This window comes from Streptomyces actuosus, from assembly GCF_016921115.1.
GTDB classification, from domain to species: domain Bacteria; phylum Actinomycetota; class Actinomycetes; order Streptomycetales; family Streptomycetaceae; genus Streptomyces; species Streptomyces actuosus_A.
Map to the genome: position 1 here is coordinate 195,401 of NZ_JAFFZS010000011.1, position 19,039 is coordinate 214,439.

21 protein-coding genes and 1 pseudogene are annotated in these 19,039 nt (G+C 70.7%); 1 reads left to right on the forward strand and 21 read right to left on the reverse strand.

Annotated elements, in window-relative coordinates; all coding sequences use genetic code 11:
- Positions 1-136: 136 nt before the first annotated feature.
- The 20 genes and pseudogenes from JS756_RS16855 to JS756_RS16950 form a co-directional block, all read right to left on the reverse strand.
- Positions 137-823, reverse strand: a complete 687-nt coding sequence (locus tag JS756_RS16855) for a hypothetical protein (protein WP_205383902.1) — start codon at positions 821-823, stop codon at positions 137-139.
- 128 nt (positions 824-951) lie between these two features.
- A complete protein-coding gene (locus JS756_RS16860; RefSeq protein WP_205383903.1) occupies positions 952-1,560 on the reverse strand; it encodes a hypothetical protein in 609 nt (202 codons plus the stop codon).
- A gap of 162 nt (positions 1,561-1,722) precedes the next feature.
- Positions 1,723-2,718 carry a DUF4007 family protein gene (locus JS756_RS16865; protein ID WP_205383904.1) on the reverse strand — a complete coding sequence of 332 codons (996 nt, stop codon included), beginning with the start codon at positions 2,716-2,718 and terminating at the stop codon, positions 1,723-1,725.
- 13 nt (positions 2,719-2,731) lie between these two features.
- On the reverse strand, positions 2,732-3,085 hold the full coding sequence (locus JS756_RS16870) for a hypothetical protein (RefSeq protein WP_205383905.1): 354 nt from the start codon (positions 3,083-3,085) through the stop codon (positions 2,732-2,734).
- A gap of 49 nt (positions 3,086-3,134) precedes the next feature.
- Complete coding sequence (locus tag JS756_RS36825) at positions 3,135-4,154, reverse strand: N-6 DNA methylase (protein WP_240203873.1); 1,020 nt, start codon at positions 4,152-4,154, stop codon at positions 3,135-3,137.
- A 143-nt stretch (positions 4,155-4,297) separates the two neighbouring features.
- Positions 4,298-4,663, reverse strand: coding sequence for a hypothetical protein (locus JS756_RS16880; protein ID WP_166630434.1), 366 nt, complete (start codon positions 4,661-4,663; stop codon positions 4,298-4,300).
- A gap of 134 nt (positions 4,664-4,797) precedes the next feature.
- Entirely contained in the window at positions 4,798-5,100 is a 303-nt protein-coding gene (locus tag JS756_RS16885) for a hypothetical protein (protein WP_051860019.1), read from the reverse strand.
- A 60-nt stretch (positions 5,101-5,160) separates the two neighbouring features.
- A complete protein-coding gene (locus JS756_RS16890) occupies positions 5,161-5,628 on the reverse strand; it encodes a hypothetical protein (protein WP_200402285.1) in 468 nt (155 codons plus the stop codon).
- A 217-nt stretch (positions 5,629-5,845) separates the two neighbouring features.
- Positions 5,846-6,079, reverse strand: a complete 234-nt coding sequence (locus JS756_RS16895; RefSeq protein ID WP_030578726.1) for a hypothetical protein — start codon at positions 6,077-6,079, stop codon at positions 5,846-5,848.
- A 92-nt stretch (positions 6,080-6,171) separates the two neighbouring features.
- Positions 6,172-6,846, reverse strand: a complete 675-nt coding sequence (locus JS756_RS16900; RefSeq protein ID WP_205383906.1) for a GNAT family N-acetyltransferase — start codon at positions 6,844-6,846, stop codon at positions 6,172-6,174.
- A 156-nt stretch (positions 6,847-7,002) separates the two neighbouring features.
- Complete coding sequence (locus JS756_RS16905; protein ID WP_166630422.1) at positions 7,003-7,560, reverse strand: hypothetical protein; 558 nt, start codon at positions 7,558-7,560, stop codon at positions 7,003-7,005.
- 132 nt (positions 7,561-7,692) lie between these two features.
- On the reverse strand, positions 7,693-9,003 hold the full coding sequence (locus JS756_RS16910) for an Eco57I restriction-modification methylase domain-containing protein (RefSeq protein WP_205383907.1): 1,311 nt from the start codon (positions 9,001-9,003) through the stop codon (positions 7,693-7,695).
- A 24-nt stretch (positions 9,004-9,027) separates the two neighbouring features.
- Complete coding sequence (locus JS756_RS16915) at positions 9,028-10,389, reverse strand: hypothetical protein (protein ID WP_240203874.1); 1,362 nt, start codon at positions 10,387-10,389, stop codon at positions 9,028-9,030.
- A gap of 63 nt (positions 10,390-10,452) precedes the next feature.
- Positions 10,453-10,911: a hypothetical protein gene (locus JS756_RS16920; protein WP_205383908.1), complete on the reverse strand. Its 459-nt coding sequence runs from the start codon at positions 10,909-10,911 to the stop codon at positions 10,453-10,455.
- Entirely contained in the window at positions 10,908-11,894 is a 987-nt protein-coding gene (locus tag JS756_RS16925; protein ID WP_205383909.1) for a hypothetical protein, read from the reverse strand. Before JS756_RS16925 ends, JS756_RS16920 begins: the two co-directional genes overlap by 4 nt.
- Before the next feature lie 62 nt (positions 11,895-11,956).
- Positions 11,957-12,562 (reverse strand): hypothetical protein, encoded by a 606-nt coding sequence (locus JS756_RS16930; protein ID WP_205383910.1) that lies wholly within the window; start codon positions 12,560-12,562, stop codon positions 11,957-11,959.
- Positions 12,559-12,909 (reverse strand): hypothetical protein, encoded by a 351-nt coding sequence (locus JS756_RS16935; RefSeq protein ID WP_166630427.1) that lies wholly within the window; start codon positions 12,907-12,909, stop codon positions 12,559-12,561. The genes JS756_RS16930 and JS756_RS16935 overlap by 4 nt, the downstream gene beginning before the upstream one ends.
- 188 nt (positions 12,910-13,097) lie before the next feature.
- Entirely contained in the window at positions 13,098-13,868 is a 771-nt protein-coding gene (locus JS756_RS16940; RefSeq protein ID WP_205383911.1) for a hypothetical protein, read from the reverse strand.
- A 14-nt stretch (positions 13,869-13,882) separates the two neighbouring features.
- Complete coding sequence (locus JS756_RS16945; protein WP_205383912.1) at positions 13,883-14,704, reverse strand: hypothetical protein; 822 nt, start codon at positions 14,702-14,704, stop codon at positions 13,883-13,885.
- Positions 14,705-14,791: 87 nt separating this feature from the next.
- A pseudogene (locus tag JS756_RS16950) lies at positions 14,792-15,250 on the reverse strand (HU family DNA-binding protein); the annotation flags it as partial.
- Positions 15,251-15,556: 306 nt separating this feature from the next.
- Here JS756_RS16950 and JS756_RS16955 point away from each other — a divergent pair.
- Positions 15,557-17,152: an ADP-ribosylglycohydrolase family protein gene (locus tag JS756_RS16955; RefSeq protein ID WP_307790721.1), complete on the forward strand. Its 1,596-nt coding sequence runs from the start codon at positions 15,557-15,559 to the stop codon at positions 17,150-17,152.
- 304 nt (positions 17,153-17,456) lie between these two features.
- Here JS756_RS16955 and JS756_RS16960 read toward each other — a convergent pair whose 3' ends face one another.
- On the reverse strand, positions 17,457-18,809 hold the full coding sequence (locus tag JS756_RS16960) for a hypothetical protein (RefSeq protein WP_205383913.1): 1,353 nt from the start codon (positions 18,807-18,809) through the stop codon (positions 17,457-17,459).
- Between the last annotated feature and the right edge of the window lie 230 nt (positions 18,810-19,039).

A 19,039-nucleotide genomic window follows, 5' to 3' on the forward strand; every position in this document is an offset into this window, starting at 1 on the left:
TCGCGGTGGGGAACTGGCCGCGAGAGACGAGCGCTATCCCGGCGCACATCTGCGGATGGGGGCGGGATCAGCCGCGACGGTACGTGCCCGGCCTGCCCAGGACTGTTTGAGGTCAGGCCGTCGCCGTCAGCTTCGATCACCCACCGCTCGACGGCAGCGGTGCCGCCCGGTCGAGCTTCGAGTACCGCTGGCTGACCTCGCGCGCCGAGTACGTGACCGGACGCCGGTCCTTCTCGTGGACCGTGACGACGATTCCGTCCGGAGACTCATCGAGCCCATCGACCCAGACGTACTGGAAGTACCCGCCGGCGGCGCTGTAGTGCATGAGGCGGTCCCCAGGGCCGACGGGGGCCTGGACTGTGCCGCCGGTGTACCGCTTGTAGGGCACGAGGACCTGCGGGACCCCTTCCGGCACCGCCAGGGCGCGATCGGTCAGCATGTCGGTCACGTGCTCCCTGATCAGCGCGTACAGGGCCCGGGGCGGCGGGTTCTCTGTCGCGAGTGCCACGAAGGCCAGTCGGAGCCCTTCGTCGTCTTGGGAAGGCGGGCATGCGCGGGTATCGGCGAGGGCGAGGACCTCTTCGGCGTACCGATGGGCGATGCGTCCGCGGTGCAGCTGTGCGGTGGCGGTGGAGTTCGCGGCGACGCACTCAGGACAGGTCAGGGGAGCGTCGGTGACGCGCGCCGGGTCGAGCTTCTCGTAGTGGTGGACGACGGCGTACCGGCCCGCGTCGCAGGCCACGTCAATCATGAAGCCGGTGTGGCTGTTGAGCAGGCCCTCGTGAACGGCGCCGTCGTGGCCGATGAGGTTCTTGTGGTCCATCTCGTCTCAACCGCCCCCAGGGGCGGCGTCCTCGCCTTCGGTGGGTACGTCGGTGGTTGGCTGGACGACTTGTGCTCCGGCGGCACGGGCGCGGTGCGCGCTGTGGCCCCGCGCCCGTGCCGTCGGGCTCATTCGCTCAGGTAGAAGGTCACGCCACGGCACACGAAGCGGATCGGCCCCGTCGCGTTGATGGCCAGCTGGTACGCCTCCTCCTCGGAGACCGAGCCCGGCTCCGTCACGATCTCGTCGAACCGGGTCTGGCCCTGGAGGTAGCGGATCAGCTCGTACTTGGCCTCCGGCCCGTCGAGCGGGAACGTCGACCCGCGCGGGGGGTGGTAATCGGTCAGGCCGCGCCCGATCCATCCGGCCGAGAGCCGGACCGGCGCGGGGAAGGGAACGCGGTGCGCGAGGTGCCGGGCGACGGCCTCGTGGGCGCGCTGGTCCCACATCCCGTTCCAGACGTCGCTCGCGTTCTGTGCCTCCTCGTCGTACGCGGCCAGAGCCCGGCGCATGTTGAGGTACTCGTTGCCCTCCCGGAAGTGCCGGGACGTGGCCCAGTTGCCGTCCGCGTCGAAGCCGTCGTCCATCGACTGCCCGTCGTGCTGGCGGCCGACCATCCAGTGCCCCGTGGACTCCTCCACGCCGAGCCACACGCCCTCGAAGGAGCCGCGCCACGCCCGCCGCGCCTGGTGGACCACGGTCCAACCCTGGTGCTGTCCACCGGTCTTGATGCGCATGCGTGTCTCCTGGGCCTGTCTCGTCGGAAGGGGAGGGCGCGGGGCGCTCAAGCCGGGGGGGCGAGCACCACCAACGAGAACCACAGTACACATGGAAACACTAATAAGCAACATTGCTTGTGTTCGTCTGAGCGATCCGCGCCCGCGGGAACCCGGAGTCCGTCAGGACAGGGACCAAGAACTCCCCTTCTCCGCAGCACGGCTGGTGGCCGGCCGCAGGGCGGGATAGGCGCCGGCCAGGACGTCCTCGGCGAGGAGGACGGGCGGGCGCGAGTAGACGAGAGACTCCTCGCCGTCGCCGGACTGCACGACAGCCAGATCCGCATGCCTGTCCGCGACTTGGTGCAGGGCACGGCGGAGGTCGGCGGTACCGGTGAGAAGGAGTCGGCCGGGCCCCAGGGGGTCGGAGGCAAGCCGCGCCAGGCTGATAGAGCCGGCCGCGGGGCTGGCGGTTCGGGCCGCGAAGTCCAGGCTCGCGTACGCCTGGACGGGCGCGGGGCAGTGGCGGCCGGCCATGCGGCGCAGGGCGACGAGGTGGCTGCGGTCGGCTGTGCGGTCGGCGGGCGGCTCGGGGTCGAGCAGGTGGAGGGTGCGGAACGGGTTGGAGAGCTCGTCCTCGATGTTCGCGGCGGTGGGGGCGCCGGGCGCGTACATGCTCACGAGGCAGGCGATGTCCGACGCGAGTACCGACGCGGCCGGGGTCCTGTGGCCGGCCGCGTCGGCGGCGGCCGCCAAGCGCCCCTGCAGCTCCGCGCGGCTGGACCGGCTGAACGGGGAGTACCCGAAGAGATACCGCCAGGCGGGCACGTGACACGGCTCGGAGCTCACCAACCACCAGTGCAACAGCCAGAGACTGGCGTCGAGTTCGAGGTAGGGGTCGGCCCCGGTGTCCTCGTCCAGGAGCCAGTGGGCGCGGTCCGTGGGCACCAGGTCCTGGCCGTTGCGGGCGGCCAAGCCGAAGGCCTGGGACCAAAAGGCCATGGACGGGACCATGCTCTTGCCGACGCCCAGCACGACGGTCGCGTCGGGGCGGCGCAGGGCGGTCGGGTCCTGGCGCAGGGCGTCGTAGACCTTGCGGAGCCACCCGTAGCGCGGTGGGTAGCCACGGTGCCGGCCGAAGCCGGGCAGGCAGCCGGTCAGGGGAGTGCGGTTCGACACAATGGTCCTTTGCTCAGTCGAGTGAGAGGGGGCTGCGGTCGGAAAGGGTGAGCCGGGCGACGAGACGTGCGAGGGAGTGCGCCCAGTCGGCCGGGGTGTCTGGAACGAGGAAGTCCTCGCTCCAGACGGTGCCGTCGCCGATAAGCGGCCGGCTGGTCAGCCGAACCTGGCTCGGACCGGCCGCGGCGCGGGAGAGGTCGAGTTCGTAGGACCGGGTTTCGGTGTCGATGTACCAGGACAACAGTCCCTCGGCGTCGGGACATCCGCAGGTCAGCACATACACGCTGGTACGGCTGGGTGCGGGCATGACGGCGCGCAGCGCCCGGGCTACGGCCTGGCTGTCGCTGTGGTCGTGGGCTTGTGCCACGGTTCCTCCTTCGGGCCCGGCCCACGAGGCGTGGGCCGGGGCGGGGCAGCTACCTGCTGGTCGTGAGGGCGTCCAGCAGTTGTTCGGTGGTGCGAGTGGCGATGGCGAAGCCGATCAGTTTCATGACGTCGTCGCGGTGGCGCGCCATGTCACGCTGCCGGGCAAGGGTTTCCTCGGCCAGGTCGGGCTGTGCGAGGACGTCTCCGCATCCGACGACCGCGCGGGGGCCCAGTTCCCAGACGAGGGTGTTGACGGCGGCTCCAGCGGCGGCCAGGGGGTCGAGTTCGAGCATGACCCAGCCGCGCTCTGCCGGGTCCTCGCCGTCGCGGCGCAGGTCCTGCGCCGCGGAGCGGAAGAGCCCTCCGGTTCCGGCGGCCGGCTCGAGCGCCCACTCACCGCGGTGGTGGGGTCGCTTTCCTGTGCCGCCTTCGTCGGCCAGCATCGCGGCGATCAGATCGCTGATGTCGGGCGGAGTGTGGTACTCGCCGAGGCTGCGCCGGGAGTGATGGTGGCGTAGGGCTGTGATGACCCAGGACATCAGGTCGATCCGGGACCGCTCGGCGGGGTCGGTGTCTCCCGTGTGCCGGAGGACTCCATGGCGCAGCGCGGCAAGGGCCACAGCACGCACGCCGGCGAGGTGGGTGTCGTGCAGGTCCTCCCTGGTCCAGTCGAACAGCGGGCGGGCGGTGGCCCAAAGGTCGGGGCGGAGGCCGTAGTAGTAGTTGGCGCTATCGGCCAGGCCGCGGACCAGGACGCGCGGGGGTTGCGCGGCGATGTACGCGGCGATCGTGTCGGCGGCCGCCGCACCGGGGGACTTCTGGGGCCACAGGGCGAGGGCCGCGACGACCCCTGCGGGGATGTCTAGGCGGCTGCCGGCGGCGGCGTGCCAGGCTTCGGCGACCGCTTCGCCGAGGACGGAGCCGGCGCTACGGCTGACGGTGATCGCAGGACAGTCGGTCGTACCGGCGTGCCGGGCGCAGCTCGGGTCGGTGCAGTTCCGAGCCCTGTGGGTGAGCACCTGGTCAACGGCCTCGGTCACGAGGGCGGCGGTGGAATCAGCAGCGGGCATGAGGGTTCCAGGGCATGGGTGGGTGGTGTGTTTTGGTCAGGAGCAGGAAGCCGGTGCCGGGGCCGCGAGCGGGAAGGCGTCGTCCGCAGCCCCGGACCTGCACGTTGTGGTGATGGATGGCGTAGGGGCGTCAGCCGGCTCGTTCAGAGGACTCCGCGGCGGGCCAGCTCGGGCTCGCACAGGGAGCACGTCCCGCACGGCGCGCGCTCGGCGCATCCCGGCTGCGGGAGGGCGTCGCCCTTGTCGTCCCCGCGACGGACGAACTTGGGCCACTCGCGCTCGTACAGGAACTCCCCGGCCCACTCCCGGGACTGGAACCCGGGGATGCGCGAAGCGTTGTTGGCCGTGTCCGGCTGGGCGACCCACGTGGTGGTGCCGTCCGGGAGGGCGTGTTCCCACACGTACCCGTACGCGGTGGTGCGGTCGGCCTTGCTCACCACGAGGAACCCGCGGGTGTAGTCGTTGTGGGCGGCCTGGAAGTCGATGTGCTGGGCGAGGCCGGGCAGCATGATCACATCTCCGTGGTGAGGCGGGTGCGGGTGGTGGAGAGGGATCCTGACCACGAGCCCGGGGCCCGCCGCCTCTTGGCGTACGGGACCGCGTGGGTTCCGGCGGAAGGGCCCCGGGCGCGTGGTCGGAAAGATCAGGTGTTCCGCGGTGCGGCGGAGGCCGCGGCGTACTTCACGCACGCGGGCATGGACTCGCGCAGATCTGGGCCGCGCAGTCCGCGGCTTCCGCGAGGCAGAAGCCCGCACTTGAGACGCTCTCGACCGTCACCGAGCCGCTTCAACACGGTGTTGGCGCAGCCTCCGCAGACGGCGGGCGGGTTGTCGAGATCGGCGCCGAGGAGCGGCACCCGAGTCGCGGGGTGTTCCCCGCGGTCGAGGTGCATGCGTATCGAGCCGCGGCCCGATCGAGCCGGGGCGGGGATCAGGGGCGTGGTCATGGTCAAGGTCCTTCCAGGTGGGATCGTTCGTGGGGGCGGCGGCACCGGGGCAGGGTTCGGCTACTTGGCCTTGCGCTGGTCGACCCGGTGGGCCTGCGATGCCGCGCGCATGACCTCGTCGAAGTCGAAGCCGAGGTTCTGGGCGTAGGCGCGCAGTTCGTTGAGCAGCACGTGCAGCGCCTTCGAGAAGGTGGGGTAGGGGTCCTCTGCCATGTGCACGCGGAGGGCGGCAGCGGCGTCGCTGGCGTGCACGTACACGTCGAAGAGGTGGTCTGCGGCGGCCGAATCGTCCGTGTTGTGGATCGGCGCGACGGACGGGTCGAGGTTCGGCATGGCGGCCAGGGGCCGTTCGTCCAGTCGCGCCTTCGCGTCGCCGTCGAGGCAGCGTTCGATGTCGGCGCGCATGTGACTGGCCAGGTGCATCAAGTCGGTGGTGACGTCCACCAGGGTCAGCCAGACGTCGGCCCATCCCCTCCGGTAGGCGAGAAGGGCGGCGTCTACCTCTGCCTTGTGGGCGACAGCAAGCATGGGAGGACTCCAGAGCAGTAAAGGGGCTTCGTGCGGCGTGGACTTGGAGGTCCGCCAGCGATGCAATCAATCTACATACTGAAATCTGAATACGCAACATCGCAGGTGGTTGTGAACGCTTTCCGGCTCGCCCTCGGGGCGAGCCGGGCGATCACGTATCCGGGCCCGCCATCCGAGCTCTCGGGTAACGGCGCACCGGCCGCCTCGCTGGAGCCTTCTACTTGCCGGCGCCCCTGCGCGCCCGCTGCTGGGCCGGCAGCTGCCGGCGGGGCATCGTGCCGACGAAGACCAGGAGCGCCGTCAGTGCCACCCCGGCCGCAATGACCGCGCCGACAAGACTGGCGGGCTCCAGTACCCACACGCTGACCAGGGCGACGACTGCGCTCGGCGCGCCCCATCGCAGCGCCCATCGGACCCACGGGCTCGGGCTCTTGCCGTCGACAACCGGCATCAGTTCCTCCTTGGTTCTGGATGCCGGCTGATACCTGCATCCGTGGGTGAGTTCTGTCGCCCGGGAGGCCAGACCCCCGGGCTGTGATCGGCTCAGGCGCGGAATTGCTCCCCGTCGAAGTACGCGCCACGCTGCATCCGGGTGTTGGGAAGGATGCCCGAAACGACCGGGGAGGTAAGGCCCGGGACGTCGACGAAGGTCGTGTATCGGTCCAGAAGCCGGGCGGCCACCCGGGTATCGCCCCATCGGTGCCCGACCGCGTTCAGGGGGCCGAGGGCCACGTTCAGGCCGTCCATGATGGAGAAGCCGAGACCTTCGTAGTAACTCTCCAGCTCCGGGAAGCAGTTGAGGGTCAGCAGTCCATAACCGGCGCGCGTGAAGCGGCGTACGGAATGCCGAATGAGTTCGGCCCCGATGCCTCGCCCGCGCTGCCCGGGATCCACCGCAACCGCGGTGACGATCGCGGTCCGTTCCGCCAGAAGGTGCGCCAGCGGCACGTCGATGCCGGGATGGTCGAAGAGCCACAGCGGAACGCCTCCGATGAGGACGCCGAGCGTCTCGCCTTCATCGTTTTCGGCCACGATCATCAGGGCCCGGAAGTGGGAGAGCGGCTCTTCCTGCGGCAGGGACAGGTTCGGCCGTACTTCCTCGAACGCGTCGGGATCGTCGGGGTTCACGTCGGCGAGGAGCCGCATGACGGCGTCCGCGTCGGTGGGCGCCGCGTCGCGGAGGGTGATGCCGGGCAGGCGTGTGCGGGTGCTACGCATAGGGACTCCTGGGGCGGTATGAGGCGCGGTGCGTCGCCTCTGGGGTTGGCGGAAGGGAGGGCTGCCGGAGGGGCCTCAACGGCGGTTCGGGCTCTGAGGCCGGGCCGACCGGAGCTGAGAGCTGCCCGGGCGGCCCGGAGTGCTGTGCGAGGGACGTCAGTAGATGTGGCGGCCGTCAGGGACTGTCCGGCCGATCAGGCGCCAGGGCGGGCCGTCGTTCAGGACGCCCATCGGGCACCGATCCGGCTGGTGCGTCGACAGGTCGGCCTCGATGGCCGTGTACCAGTGCTGGGTGAGCGGGCACCGCGTTCCTCGTGCGCAACCCGGCCGCTCCGCGACGAAAACGTGGTAGACGTCCGTCGAAGTGGGGAGGGACCGGCGGAACGCGCCCGAGATGCGCTTGCCGTAAGCCGACGGGCTCTCGCTCCGGTACCGCCCCCATACTTGGATGCCGTAGACGAACTGCGTCTGGCCGCCGCGGTCGAGCCGCCAGCGCAGCACGGAGCCGTAGCGCGGGTTGTCGGGCCTGGACTCGTCCGCGCCCGCGGGCACCGCTCCGGTCATGTCGAGGACGGTCTGGCCGGTCCCGGTGAACGCCTGGGGTACGGCCAGCGCCCAGTACGAGGAGGCGTGCTTTCCCCACGGATGCAGCCTCCGCCGCCGGTACTGCGTCCCGGCCTTGCGGCGCTTTATGAGCGGCTTGTTCCGCTTCATCTGTATCAGTCCCCCGGATGTGCTGAGACGGGCGCGACGCCCGGAGCGGCGCTCGTCAAGTGGGTTGGTGTGGCGGGGCGTTGGCCCGAACTGAGAATGACAATACATAGTGAATCGCGAATACGCAACATCTCAGGTGGTGGTGTCCCCGCTGCGCCGTGCGAGGTCCGCACCTGCTTGAAACCGCTCCCAGGCAAGCCGGTTGTCGACCGCGTCCTCGATCGCTCTCCAGACCAGCCCTCTCGCGGGGTCCTCCGGAACGTGGGGCTCTCCGCGGTTGCCCCGGATCACCGTGACCGTGTCGCCGACCGGTGGGCGGGCCCGGTGGACGAGGATGCAGGTGGGTGTTCCGTGGCCGGGGATGTAGGCCCCGGAGGTGTCGATGATCCAGCGTGCGTCGAAGCGGGGGAGGAATTCGGTGATGTACCGCTTGCCGAACTCCCGCTTCATGAACGAGTTCGCGGTCAGCTGCGCCACGAAGCCGCCCGGGACGGCCAGGTGCTCGAGCATCAGCGCGGTGAAGGGCAGGGCCAGCGAGTACTTGCCGGCCGCCACCTGCGGGTACGCGGCGCGGACCTGGTCGCGGACGGCAGGGTCCTTCGGGGTGATGTACGGCGGGTTGGCCACGCACGCGTGGTAGGCGCCGGCGGCGAGTAGAGGCTCGGTCCGGTCCAGCAGGGAGTCGGCGGCGGCCACGTTGACGGGCCACGACGCCGGGACCTGGTCCAGGCTCACGCCGAGGACGGACGCCGAGCACGCCAGGAGCCGGTAGGCGGTCAGCGCGGCGGCGTACGCGTCAAGGTCCACGCCCGACACCGCTGCCAGAGCCCGCTCGACGGCCCGCGGTCCGTGCCCGACCGGAGCGGAGCGGCGGCCGCGGATCGGCGGGACGCGGGCCATGTGGAACGCGGCGACGGCGATGTGCCCGGTCCCGCAGGCGGGGTCGATCATCCGGACGTCGGCCGGCCCCCACTCCTCGATGGCCGGCTCCAGCGACAGGCGCAGCAGGAGGCGGGCGATCCAGGGCGGGGTCTGGCACAGGGCGCGCCCCTTGCGGGCTTCGTCGGACAGCAGCTGGTAGGCGTCGCCCAGTGCGTAGCCGTCCACGCGGCGCCCGTCTTCGAGGGCGGGGTGCCGGTCCCAGAACTCCTCGATGGCGTTCCAGGCGGCGGAGCCGAGCGGCTGCTCCCCCGGCGGCAGCACGGCCGGATCGGCGAGAGGGGCCAGGGCGGGGTGGCAGCCGGCGAGACTCTCCAGGGACTTCAGCAGGCCGTCCGGACCCGGCGGGCGTTCGTCGGCCGGAGCCAGGCCATGTACGTGGGCATGCCGGACGAGGGCCGCGGCGTGGCTCCACAGGGCGGCCGTGCGCCGATCGCCGGTGTCGCGCGCGACCGCGGCGGTGAGTCTGTCGTAGGCGGCGGGGGGCAGGGTGCGTGTGGTCATCTCTCCTCGCAGGGGGATCGGGGACTACTGGCCGGCGGTCATCGCGGCCCACACACCGGCGAAGCCGGAGCGGGCCTTGTCCTGCACGCCGGCCGGGGCGGTCACGTAGAAGTCCTCGACCGTGCCGTAGGTCTTGGCGTCCGGCCGGACGCGGGTGCGCACGCGGTCGATGCCGGCGCCGTGGGCTTTCGTGGAGTGCTCGACGGGGCGGTCCAGGGCCGTGGCGGCGTTGTGCAGGAAGGTGCCGACTTCGGAACGGCTGCCGGTGCGGACGGTCTTCACGGACCGGTAGACCGTGCCCTTGAAGCTGCTGTCGCGGCACTCGGGCTTGGAGCAGCGGTCGCCGTGCGCGGTGTGGCACTCGGGCCGGCGGCCGGCGGTGTAGGCGCGCTGCAACCGGTAGACCGCCCACGGCTCCTCGTCCAGCCGGGCGTTGAACTGGCCGAGCGCCTCAGCGTTCTGGTCGTCGGTGACCCGCCTGAACAGGGTGTCGTCCTTGTAGAGGGAGCTGTTGTCGTTCAGGGCCATCGACAGGTACTCAAGACGCAGCACGCGCGCGGCGAGGTCGGGGTACTTCCGCAGTCGCTTCAGGTGGTCCGGCTGGGGCGAACACACCCCAGCAAACGGGCATACCGGGCAATATGACTTGGACATGTCGATGCCGAGGCGGTCCTTGACGTAGCCCTGCACGTCCTCGCGGCCCCAGCCGAGCCTGAGCAAGGGGTAGTCCAGGGCGAAGGTCTCGTAGCCGGCCTTCTTGTTGCGCTTGGCCTGGAACTTGTTCGCCTTGACCGCGCGCTTGTACTCGTCCGCGTTGTAGCCGAAGAGCTTGCCGACGGTCTGCCCGCCCGCTCGCTCGAGCTGGAGGCGGTCGATCGTCCAAGCCTTGTGCTTCTGGCTGCATACGTGACCGCCGGCGTACTGGGGAACCGTGCCGTTCTCCTCCAGTTCGTCCATGAGCGTCCATGGACCTTGGCTGAACACCTTGCCGGGGTTCTTGGTGTCGGAGAGGACTTCGACACCTGCCGAGTCGGGGCGCCCGGCCCGCGCGACCTGCGTGTATCGAATGCCCTTCTCCCGCAGCAACGGCAGGACGTGGTTCTCGACGTCGGCGATCGTGTCGGGAAACTCGAACCCGGTCATCGCCGTCACGATCGAGAAGTCGGAGAAGTCTTCGGCGATCCCGAAGGCGGTCGGATCGTTGATGATCGCCAGGGCCAGCGCCGTCGAGTCGACGCCGAGGCCGAAGTTGAGCGACTTGTGCTTCGTCGCGCGGAAGGATGCCAGAGCCTCCGCGGAGGCGACCTCGGCCGGAGCCGGTCCGCCGGACGACGGCGTGGCGGGGTCGGCATCGAGGTCGGGTTCGAACAGCGTGAGGGAAGTCATGGGCGTACCTGTGGGGGAGGGGCGGGTGCGGCTGGGAAGGGTCGCACCCGCCGGAGGACAGGGTCAGGGCTGCGGCTTCGCGGCGCGTGCGGCGTCGAGGCCTGCCGGAGTGAGGTAGGGCCGGTGCTTCGGGCCGGTGCGGCCGTCGTCGCCGTCGGTGGGCTGGGGGACGCCGTCGGCGTCGCGGTACTCGACGAGGGCGAGGCGGGCGAGGGAGGCGGCGGTGGGCCAGGTGACGTCCCTCAGCGCGCCGTCCTCGTCGGCGGAGTCGAGGGCGGCCAGCTGGGAGTCGTTCAGGATCGACCGCCGTCCGGCGCCGGTGATGACGTACGGTCCGACGCCCTGCGCCTGCGCTTTCTCCGGCGGCAGCCGGTAGCCGTCGCCGTCGTTGCGGTAGACCAGGCCGTCGTCCAGGTAGACCTGGAGCGTCGTACGGCTGCCGTGCGATACGAGGTGCCCCGAGGGATGTGCGCACGCGGCGCGGAGATGCTTGGGCGCCGGCGGGTAGGCGTTGCTGGTCACCGCGGGCCCTCCAGTGCGAGGACCGGCGCCGGGTCGAGCGCTGCGGCCCGCGGGTTGATCGCTGCCTTGACCTTGCGCCCGCAGCCGGGGCGCTCGCACTGCTCCGTCGCCCGGGGGTTGTGCCACTGGCAGCTCGGGCAGCTCCACATCAGCCCCGCCGAGACCGCCACTGAGGAGATCACGGCCCGCTGCTCCGGGTCGGCAGCGTCCAGGAGCTGCTCCAGTACGGGGGGATGCGGGGCGTAGTGGTTGCTGTCGTCGAGGATGACCGTGTCCTCGACGACGACGCGCAGCGGCACGGTCCCGTCCGGCCGGACGACGTGCTCGGGGTCGGCGCTGTCGATGTGGACCGAGACCCGCACGACGCCGTCCTCGGCGTCCAGGTAGCCGAAGACGAGCACGCCGGCCACCTCGATGCACGACGGTCCCTGGTCATCGGCGGGGTAGAAGACCGCGGCGCGGTTGAGGCCCTCGGCCGTCACGGCGTCGGGGAAGACGAAGTTCAGGGGAGCAATGCGGGAGCGCTGCGCCCGCCCGATCTCCTCGCAGTACAGCTCGAAGCCCTGATCGGGCACCGCGTCGCCGTCGGGACCGTAGTAGAGATCGACCGCTTCGGCGTCGTCGGCCGGGGGCTCGTCGGGCACGTCGCCTTGGCCGCCCACGTTGGCCCAGCTGCCGCGCACGTGCGTGGCGAGCTCCGCGAGGGCAGCGCGTTCCGTGGCGTAGGGCGCCGTGGTGTCCTCGTGGCGGGTCCAGATGCGCAGCATCCAGACCTGCTGGCCCGGGCGAGGCCCCAGGATGGCGGAGACGGCCGGGGACCGGCCGCCGGCTGCCTCGGCGACGATCTCGGCGTAAGCGCGCTGGGCGAGTTCACGGTACTGCGGGGGCAGTTCGGCGGCGGCCAGTGAGGGGGCCAGGGCGCCTGCGATGCGCACCAGACTCTCGATGTCGGAGGGGCGGAAGCGTTCAGCGAGCACGGTCATCCTCATCGGTGGCAGAACGTGGCGGGCAAGGTGGCCCGCCAGGCGTGGAAGGGGGGGAAGGGCTAGGCGCCCAGATCAAGGAGCGCCGCGACCAGGGCGAGGGCGCGCTTGCGCTCGGGGGAGACCCGCACGCGGCGGATGCGCTTCGGGTCGGAAGGGAGCCGGATGCCCACGGCCGCGCCGTGTCCGTCACGGTGCAGCTCGTACTGGTCTGCTGAGAGCATCCAGGCGTCCCAGTCGTCGGCCTTGCGCCCGGCGCGCACCAGGGATTCTGCGGTGGGTGCCGTCGCGGGGCAGGAACAGGCCGGGTCGTCGCACGGACGGCCCGCCGGATGCCGGGAGATGACGCCGCCCGAACGGTAGGTGGCTCTGGTGCCGTTGAGCATCGGGCACGCCTTCTCCGAATACATCAGGCAGGGCGGGTGGAGTCCCGGTTCCGGCGAGTACCCGATGCCCACGTCCTGGGGGCGGACCAGCACGTAGAACCACCGCTCCAGCGGCCGTTCGCAGATCTGGCACAGGCCGTTCTCGAAGGCTCGGGTGCGTTTGCCCGGGTCGAGCCCGCCGAAGACCGGCAGACCGTTGTGCTCGAACGAGACGTACGGGACGACCAGGCCGCCGTGCGTGGGACGGTGCGCGCACGCCGCGGGGATCGCCGGGGCGCTCACTGGGAATCACCGCCGGAGAGCTCCCAGGAGGGGCGGGCGAGCTCGACCAGGAAGGTGTAGGCGGCGTCACTGGCCTGGAGCTGGCGGACGACGGGGAGCTGCCGGTACCGGCTGAGGAACTCGCCGATGGTCAGAGCGGTGTTGTGCGAGTCGTCCGGGTAGCTGCCGTGGTCGAGGGGGACCAGGCGGTCGCCCTCGTACTGCGGCCACGTGTACGCGGCGAGGAGCACGGCCTGGCTCCAGTTGTGCGGGTTGGCGCGGATCTTGACGAGCTCGGCGCCGGGCGCCAGTTCCCTGAGCGAGTCGAGGGGCGGTGTCCGGCGCGGTTGGGGGGTGCTCGGGCCCATGACGGTCTCCCAGTTCGAGGCGGGCTTCGGCGGCCCGGGGCGGTGAGATGGAGGGCTGCGGGGTTCGCCACGCAGCGGTGCAGTGGCCTGGCGGCCGCCCTCACGGCGCCGACGAGGGGCGGCGTTGGGGCTGTGGGGGAGGAGAGAGCGGCCGATCAACCAGACATGAGTACAGTACACATGGGAATCTAAATACGCAACATCACAGCGTGGGGTGTCCGCTCATCCCCTTCGGGCACGGTGAACCGGGCCGACAGCAGCGCCGCACAGAGGTGCCGGATTCCTCCCTGCTCCCACAGCGCCAGGGACTCGGGCACTGCGGCCGGCCACCACTGCACCGACACTCCGTCGCGCACCACGTCGACCGCGACTCCGTACCCGTCGTCCTTGCTCCAGTCAGCCATGCGCACGTGCGGGCTCAGCACCTCAACTGCACCCTCATGAAGGCGGATCGCCTCCTCCTTCGCGCTGCGTGCCGCCTGCCGCAGAGCCTTCGCCTGTGCGGCGGACACCGGACGGTAGACGGTGCTAGCTCCCTCGTCCTCCGCGAGGATGACAAGGGCTCCCCCCTGCGCCACGAGCACACGATCCCGGCCGACTTCGGCGACCAGCTCGAGCAGTTGCTCCGCGGAGACGACCGTGTCGAGTCCGCTCTCGGGAACGGCGGAGGCCCGGTAGTGCCCGTTCCGCACCAAGTCCAGGGCGTGCTTGACGTCCAGCATGGCGCGGGCGAGCTCGGCGGAGCCGGGCCGCCCGTTCGCGGCATAGCGGGTCAGCCGCTGATGGACCAGGGCCGCTTCGCGCTCGTCGGGCTCGTCGAACTGGTTGGCGAGCACCTCACGCACGGCAAGGTCGATCACCTGCGCCAGGTACCCGGCGCTGAAGGACCTGCGCCGGAGCATGCGAAGCGCCGTCTGCTTGGACGAGCCGGCAGGGACGACGGCTGATGCCTGGGACACGAGGTGACTCCTCCTCAATTCGCCGGTCGCGAGCCGGGCTGGCCGATGTATGTGGTCCACGCCTCGTACTCGGCGGTGGTGAGAATCGGCGGCGGGACGATGGGGGCGCGCCCGAAGCACTGGTCACAGGCGTGTACGTCCGGCTCGGCGCCGGTGGCGTCAGTGCCGCGGCCCGGCAAGGCGGTGCCGCAGATGGGCAGGTTCGCCGGGACGGACGGGTCCAGCCGCAGATGCAGTTCGTGGCCGTGGAGGACCGGACGGACCGCGACGGGCTCCGGTTCGGAGGCGGGGCCGAAATGTTCTGCCAGGAACCGCACGACAAGGGCGTGAGCTGCCTGGGCCCGCTCGTCCAGGGTTCGCGTGTCCGCCGGCGGCAGCTCGACGACCCGCAGGGGTTCCCGCATCTCTGCGGTCAGGCGGTCGACGAGGACCCGCCCCTCGGCGAGGAACTGCGGGGCGTCGCCGCGGGGGTCGTCGCTGCGCTTGCCGACCCAGATCCACGACAGGGGTACGAACGCGGCGAGCTCGCTGAGGAGCCCGTACCAGCGGCTCACCGCCCACGTGGCGTAGGTGCCGCATGGCCTGTGGTGGCAGGAGCCGGCCGGCGCCTGGCAGGCGCGCAGTTCGAAGCGGAAGCCGAGCTCGGCCGCGTCCGTCCGAAGGATGCCGAGCTCCGCCACACCGCCGTTCTGCCGTGTCCACCAAGCCGGTTCACCGCCTAGCAGCGGACCGGGCTCGGTGCTGCGCCCGATCCCCTGCGCCTCCGCTGAATGGGCAGAGGCCAGAGTCCGATGGGCAGAGACGACGCGGGTGCCGTCGATCACGAGGTAGTTCATCAGAAGTCTCTCCGGTCCGGCCGGGCGCGCCAGCGCCCGGCCGTCGAGCTGGGAACGCCGGGATGGAGGCCCGGCAACGGCGGATCAGGCGAGCGACTTCTTGGGGGTGGCCTTGACGGCCTTCTTCGCCGGGCCTGTCTTCTTGGCCCCCGCTCCCGACTTCTTCGTGGCGGCCTTCTTGGCCGCCGCCTTCTTCACCACGGCGGAGGCGCCGGTGAGGCTTCCCTTGGGGGCCTTCCTGACGGAGACCTCGCCGCCCTTGGGCAGCTTCTTGTCACCGCTGACCAGGTCCTTGAAGCCCTGTCCGGCCCGGAAGCGGGGGGTGGAGGTCTTCTTGACCCGCACCCGCTCGCCGGTCTGGGGGTTGCGGGCGTAGCGGGCCGGTCGGTCGACCTTCTCGAACGAGCCGAATCCGGTGACGGAGACGCGGTCTCCGGCGACGACAGCGCGAACGATGGCGTCGAGCACGTGGTCGACAGCGTCGGCGGCCTGCTGGCGACCGCCCATCTTGTCCGCGATCGCGTCGACGAGCTGGGCCTTGTTCATGGCAGAACTCCTGTAGGTGAGCGTGCACTTCGATGCCGGACGCGCGGCCGCTGATGTCCAGGGGGCGCGGTGCCGACGAAGGGAAGCGGGGCGCGTCATCCAGGACGGTCGAGCGCCTCCGACGGCAACTAAAATACACAGTGAAAAAGAAACACGCAACGCTAATCGTCATGTTGACGAAAGTAGTTCGGTCGTGTCACTCTGACGTAGCGACAGCGGGTTTGAGCGCACGGCGAGTTGACGCCGCGCTCCCCGCCCCGCCCTCCTCAGACCACGCACGCAGCACATGACCTCGGGAGAACACCCGTGAATGCCAAGCTCGTTGACCCCACGATCCCCACCCTGACCCCGGCGGCCCACCCGCTCAATGCCCACGCCATCGACCGCGCAGCCGGCGTCCTCCTCGGCGCCGCGTGCGGCGACGCCCTCGGCGTCCCCTACGAGTTCGCCCGCCGACTGGGCCCCGACGAGCAGCCCGCCATGATCGGCGGCGGCCTGGGCCCCTACAAGCCCGGCGAGTACTCCGACGACACCCAGATGCACGTCTGCATCGCCGCCGTCGCGTCCACCGGCGCCGACCTCACCAGCCCGACCGCACTCGACCAGATCGCCCGCAACTTCCACCGCTGGCGCGACGGAGGCGCCAGCGACATCGGGAACCAGACCAGCGGCGTGCTCCGCGCCGCGAAGAACCACAAGACGGGCACGCCCGCCCAGGCCATGACGGCGGAAGCCGACGCCTACACCGCCCGCACCCGGTTCAGCGCGGGCAACGGCTCGCTGATGCGGACCGGCATCGTCGCCCTCGCCTACCTGGACGACGCTGACGGAATGGTCCAGGCCGCCACCATGATCAGCTCCCTCACCCACAGCGACCCCGAGTGCGTCGAAGCGTGCATCCTGTGGTGCGCGGGCATCCGAACCGCCGTGCTGGAAGGCCACTTCGACGGAGTCCGTGACGGCATCGCGCTGCTCCCCGAGGACCGACAGGAGATCTGGCACGCGAGGCTGGACGAGGCCGAGGCGAACCCGCCCCACCACTGGACCCGCAATGGGTACGTCGTCACGGCCCTCCAGGCCGCGTGGTCCGCCATCACCAACACGCCCGTTCCCGAGCTGGCCCCGGAGCGTGGATCGTTCCCCGCCCAGCACTTCCAGCTCGCCACCGAAGCGGCGGTCCGCGCGGGGGATGACACGGACACTGTGGCCGCTATCGCGGGCGCCCTCCTGGGAGCGCGCTGGGGCGTGTCCGCCATCCCGCTCGCCTGGCAGCAGGCGGTGAACGGCTGGCCCACGATGTCCGGCCCCGATCTCGTCCGCTTGGCCGTCCTGACCGCCCGCAAGGGCATGGACGACGGTGACGGCTGGCCGTCGGCCCCGCGCGTCAAGATCCCCGGCTCCGCCGGAAAGGGCTACGTCGCACAGCACCCCGCCGACGCCGGAGTCCTGCTCGGCAACCTCCCCATGACTGAGTTCGCTGGCACACCGCCGGTCGATGCGGTCGTCTCCCTGTGCCGCGTCGGGCAGGGGCCGATCTTCTCCTCGACCGACATCGAACACGTCCGCGTCTGGCTGGTCGACAGGGAAGGCGAGAACTCCAACCTCCACTACGCCCTCGACCAGGCGGCCCGCCAGGTGCTCCGGCTCCGCAAGGAAGGCAAGCGGGTCTTCCTCCACTGCGTCGCGGGCCGCTCGCGCACCCCCGCCGTGGCAGCGACGTACAGCACGCTCCTGGGAACGGACCCCCGCACCGCCCTGACGGAGGTCTGGGCGACCCTGGGCAAGCACTGGACCCTCCTGGCGCACCCGCAGCTCCATGACGCCGTGTACGAACTGGCCGGGCAGCAGCCGTACCGGCCGCAGTCCCGCCCTCGCCGCCGCTTCTTCCGCAAGCGCAGCTGACCCGGGCGACGCGCCACACCGCTGAAGCCAGAAGCGCGGCCTCCATCCGGAGGCCGCGCTTTCGTCATCGTGAGCATGAAGAACTTGACGCCCTCGTCGCTACGGCGGACAACGCACCTGGGAACACCCGACAGATCTCACCACGACGTGCGAGACCCCCAGCAGGAAAGCCGAGAGCCCGCCGGTCGCTGACCGGCGGGCTCTCTCGTTTCCAGCGACCGTCCGCCCAACCGTTCCGTGGGCTGGCCCATCTGGTCGGTCAAAAGCCGGGAGCCGGTCGACAGGGCAAGGCCACCAAGGCCTCCTAGCGCCTGGGACCGAAGCGGCCGGATCCCCTGCGGCTGAGGACGAACTCGTAGACCGTCTCGCGATACCAGTGATCCTGGAAGACCCGAGGCTTCTTGCCGTCATCGGCAGTCCGGTCGGCGAACGGGACCTGTCCTCGGGCGTGGTAGGCACGGATGGTCTCGCGCGCGAGGGCCTCGCCACGGGTAGTCATGCCCAGCACCTCGGCGAAGTCGTAGATGTCCAGCAGGTCCCGCGGATCCCCTTCGGGCAGATCGTGGACCAGGGCCGGCCCGGTTCCCTTGAAGGCCGCCCAGACATGCGGACGGTGCTTCTCCACCCACGCGTCGACCTCGTGCTGGTCATACGTACGCGGCTGCGTGCTCCGCGGCGCAGGGAAAGCCCGACGAACGACCTTGTCGCCCTCGCGCTTCTCCTTGACCTTGGTCCACTGGAGACCGGTGTACTCAGAGACGCCGTACCGCGGACCAATCATCTCCGCAGTGAGCTCCGCCTGTTCGCCCTGCGCCTCGGCGGCCGGCTCCGCCGCCGGCGCCCGGTCGGCGAGTTCCTTCTGGGCGCCGGCGTCCTCGTCGGTTGCCGACGAGTCGGCCCACGCATGGCTGGACAGCTGAGCGCGTCGTTGAGCTTTGGCCCAGGTACTCCGGCGATTCTCGCGCACCCACTCGTCGACCTCGGCCGCGCTGTAACCGTGCTCGCCGGCCTCAGGGAACCCCTCAGCGCGAATCCATCCCCGGGCCGTCTGTCCGCTGACGCTGTACGTGGTCGCGACGCCCTGGGCGTCCAGGTGCCCGGTGCGCGCGATGGTCGAGCGGCCCGGAAGCTCGCTGCTGGCTGCAGGGGCCTGCTCGCTTGCCGCCGGTTCCTCGGCTTTCGTCTGCCGGCGCATGCGCCGCGGACGGTTCACGAACTTGTAGGCCGTCTCGCGGTACCACTTCCGCTCCGTGACCTCCGGCTTCTTCCCGTCACCTGGCGTGCGGTCGGGGCCGGGCAGGACCTTCCTGGAGAGGTACCCGCGCAGGGTGGCTTCCGGCACCGGCTCCGTCCGCCCGAGGGCCTGGCCCTCCCAGGCGCAGATGTCCGACAGCGTCACCAAGTCCTTCCGCCTGCCGGCGGGCAGGCCGAACGGGTTGTCCGAGTCCTGCCCCTTCGCCCAGTGGACCGGAAGGTTTTCCTTCAGCCACGCGTCCACCAACGCGGCGTCGCGGACCAAGGTCCGTCCGGGACCAGACGGCCACCCCTCCGGGAAACCCGGGAGCGTGGTCCAGTAGGCCACGTTGCCTTCGTTGGCCTCGTACTTCTCCGCGATGTCCTGCGAGGTCACGAGTTCATCAGCGTCGGCGGGAATCACCGTTACTCCTTGTCGGACCGGCAGTGAACCCGCAGGCCGTGGTCGAGGTCCCGCGGGTGGGGGCCTGGTCGGTCAAGCTCGAGGTGGAGCCGGCACCGCCGGCTCCACGGCTGCGCCGGCCCCGATCGCGCAGGGGCAGGCGCTAAAGTACATCACGGTAAAACAATACGCAACGCGCGCTCGAGGTGGTGCCTCCGTACGCCGGAGGGGGGTGTCTTCGGGGCCCGGCG

What these genes read in the sequence shown, in the direction of transcription:
- JS756_RS16855 (WP_205383902.1), bottom strand. Translation starts at nt 823, where the DNA reads ATGGACCACAAGAACCTCATCGGCCACGACGGCGCCGTTCACGAGGGC.
- JS756_RS16860 (WP_205383903.1), bottom strand. Translation starts at nt 1,560, where the DNA reads ATGCGCATCAAGACCGGTGGACAGCACCAGGGTTGGACCGTGGTCCAC.
- JS756_RS36825 (WP_240203873.1), bottom strand. Translation starts at nt 4,154, where the DNA reads ATGCCCGCTGCTGATTCCACCGCCGCCCTCGTGACCGAGGCCGTTGAC.
- JS756_RS16880 (WP_166630434.1), bottom strand. Translation starts at nt 4,663, where the DNA reads ATGCTGCCCGGCCTCGCCCAGCACATCGACTTCCAGGCCGCCCACAAC.
- JS756_RS16885 (WP_051860019.1), bottom strand. Translation starts at nt 5,100, where the DNA reads ATGACCACGCCCCTGATCCCCGCCCCGGCTCGATCGGGCCGCGGCTCG.
- JS756_RS16890 (WP_200402285.1), bottom strand. Translation starts at nt 5,628, where the DNA reads ATGCTTGCTGTCGCCCACAAGGCAGAGGTAGACGCCGCCCTTCTCGCC.
- JS756_RS16895 (WP_030578726.1), bottom strand. Translation starts at nt 6,079, where the DNA reads ATGCCGGTTGTCGACGGCAAGAGCCCGAGCCCGTGGGTCCGATGGGCG.
- JS756_RS16900 (WP_205383906.1), bottom strand. Translation starts at nt 6,846, where the DNA reads ATGCGTAGCACCCGCACACGCCTGCCCGGCATCACCCTCCGCGACGCG.
- JS756_RS16905 (WP_166630422.1), bottom strand. Translation starts at nt 7,560, where the DNA reads ATGAAGCGGAACAAGCCGCTCATAAAGCGCCGCAAGGCCGGGACGCAG.
- JS756_RS16910 (WP_205383907.1), bottom strand. Translation starts at nt 9,003, where the DNA reads ATGACCACACGCACCCTGCCCCCCGCCGCCTACGACAGACTCACCGCC.
- JS756_RS16915 (WP_240203874.1), bottom strand. Translation starts at nt 10,389, where the DNA reads ATGACTTCCCTCACGCTGTTCGAACCCGACCTCGATGCCGACCCCGCC.
- JS756_RS16925 (WP_205383909.1), bottom strand. Translation starts at nt 11,894, where the DNA reads ATGACCGTGCTCGCTGAACGCTTCCGCCCCTCCGACATCGAGAGTCTG.
- JS756_RS16935 (WP_166630427.1), bottom strand. Translation starts at nt 12,909, where the DNA reads ATGGGCCCGAGCACCCCCCAACCGCGCCGGACACCGCCCCTCGACTCG.
- JS756_RS16945 (WP_205383912.1), bottom strand. Translation starts at nt 14,704, where the DNA reads ATGAACTACCTCGTGATCGACGGCACCCGCGTCGTCTCTGCCCATCGG.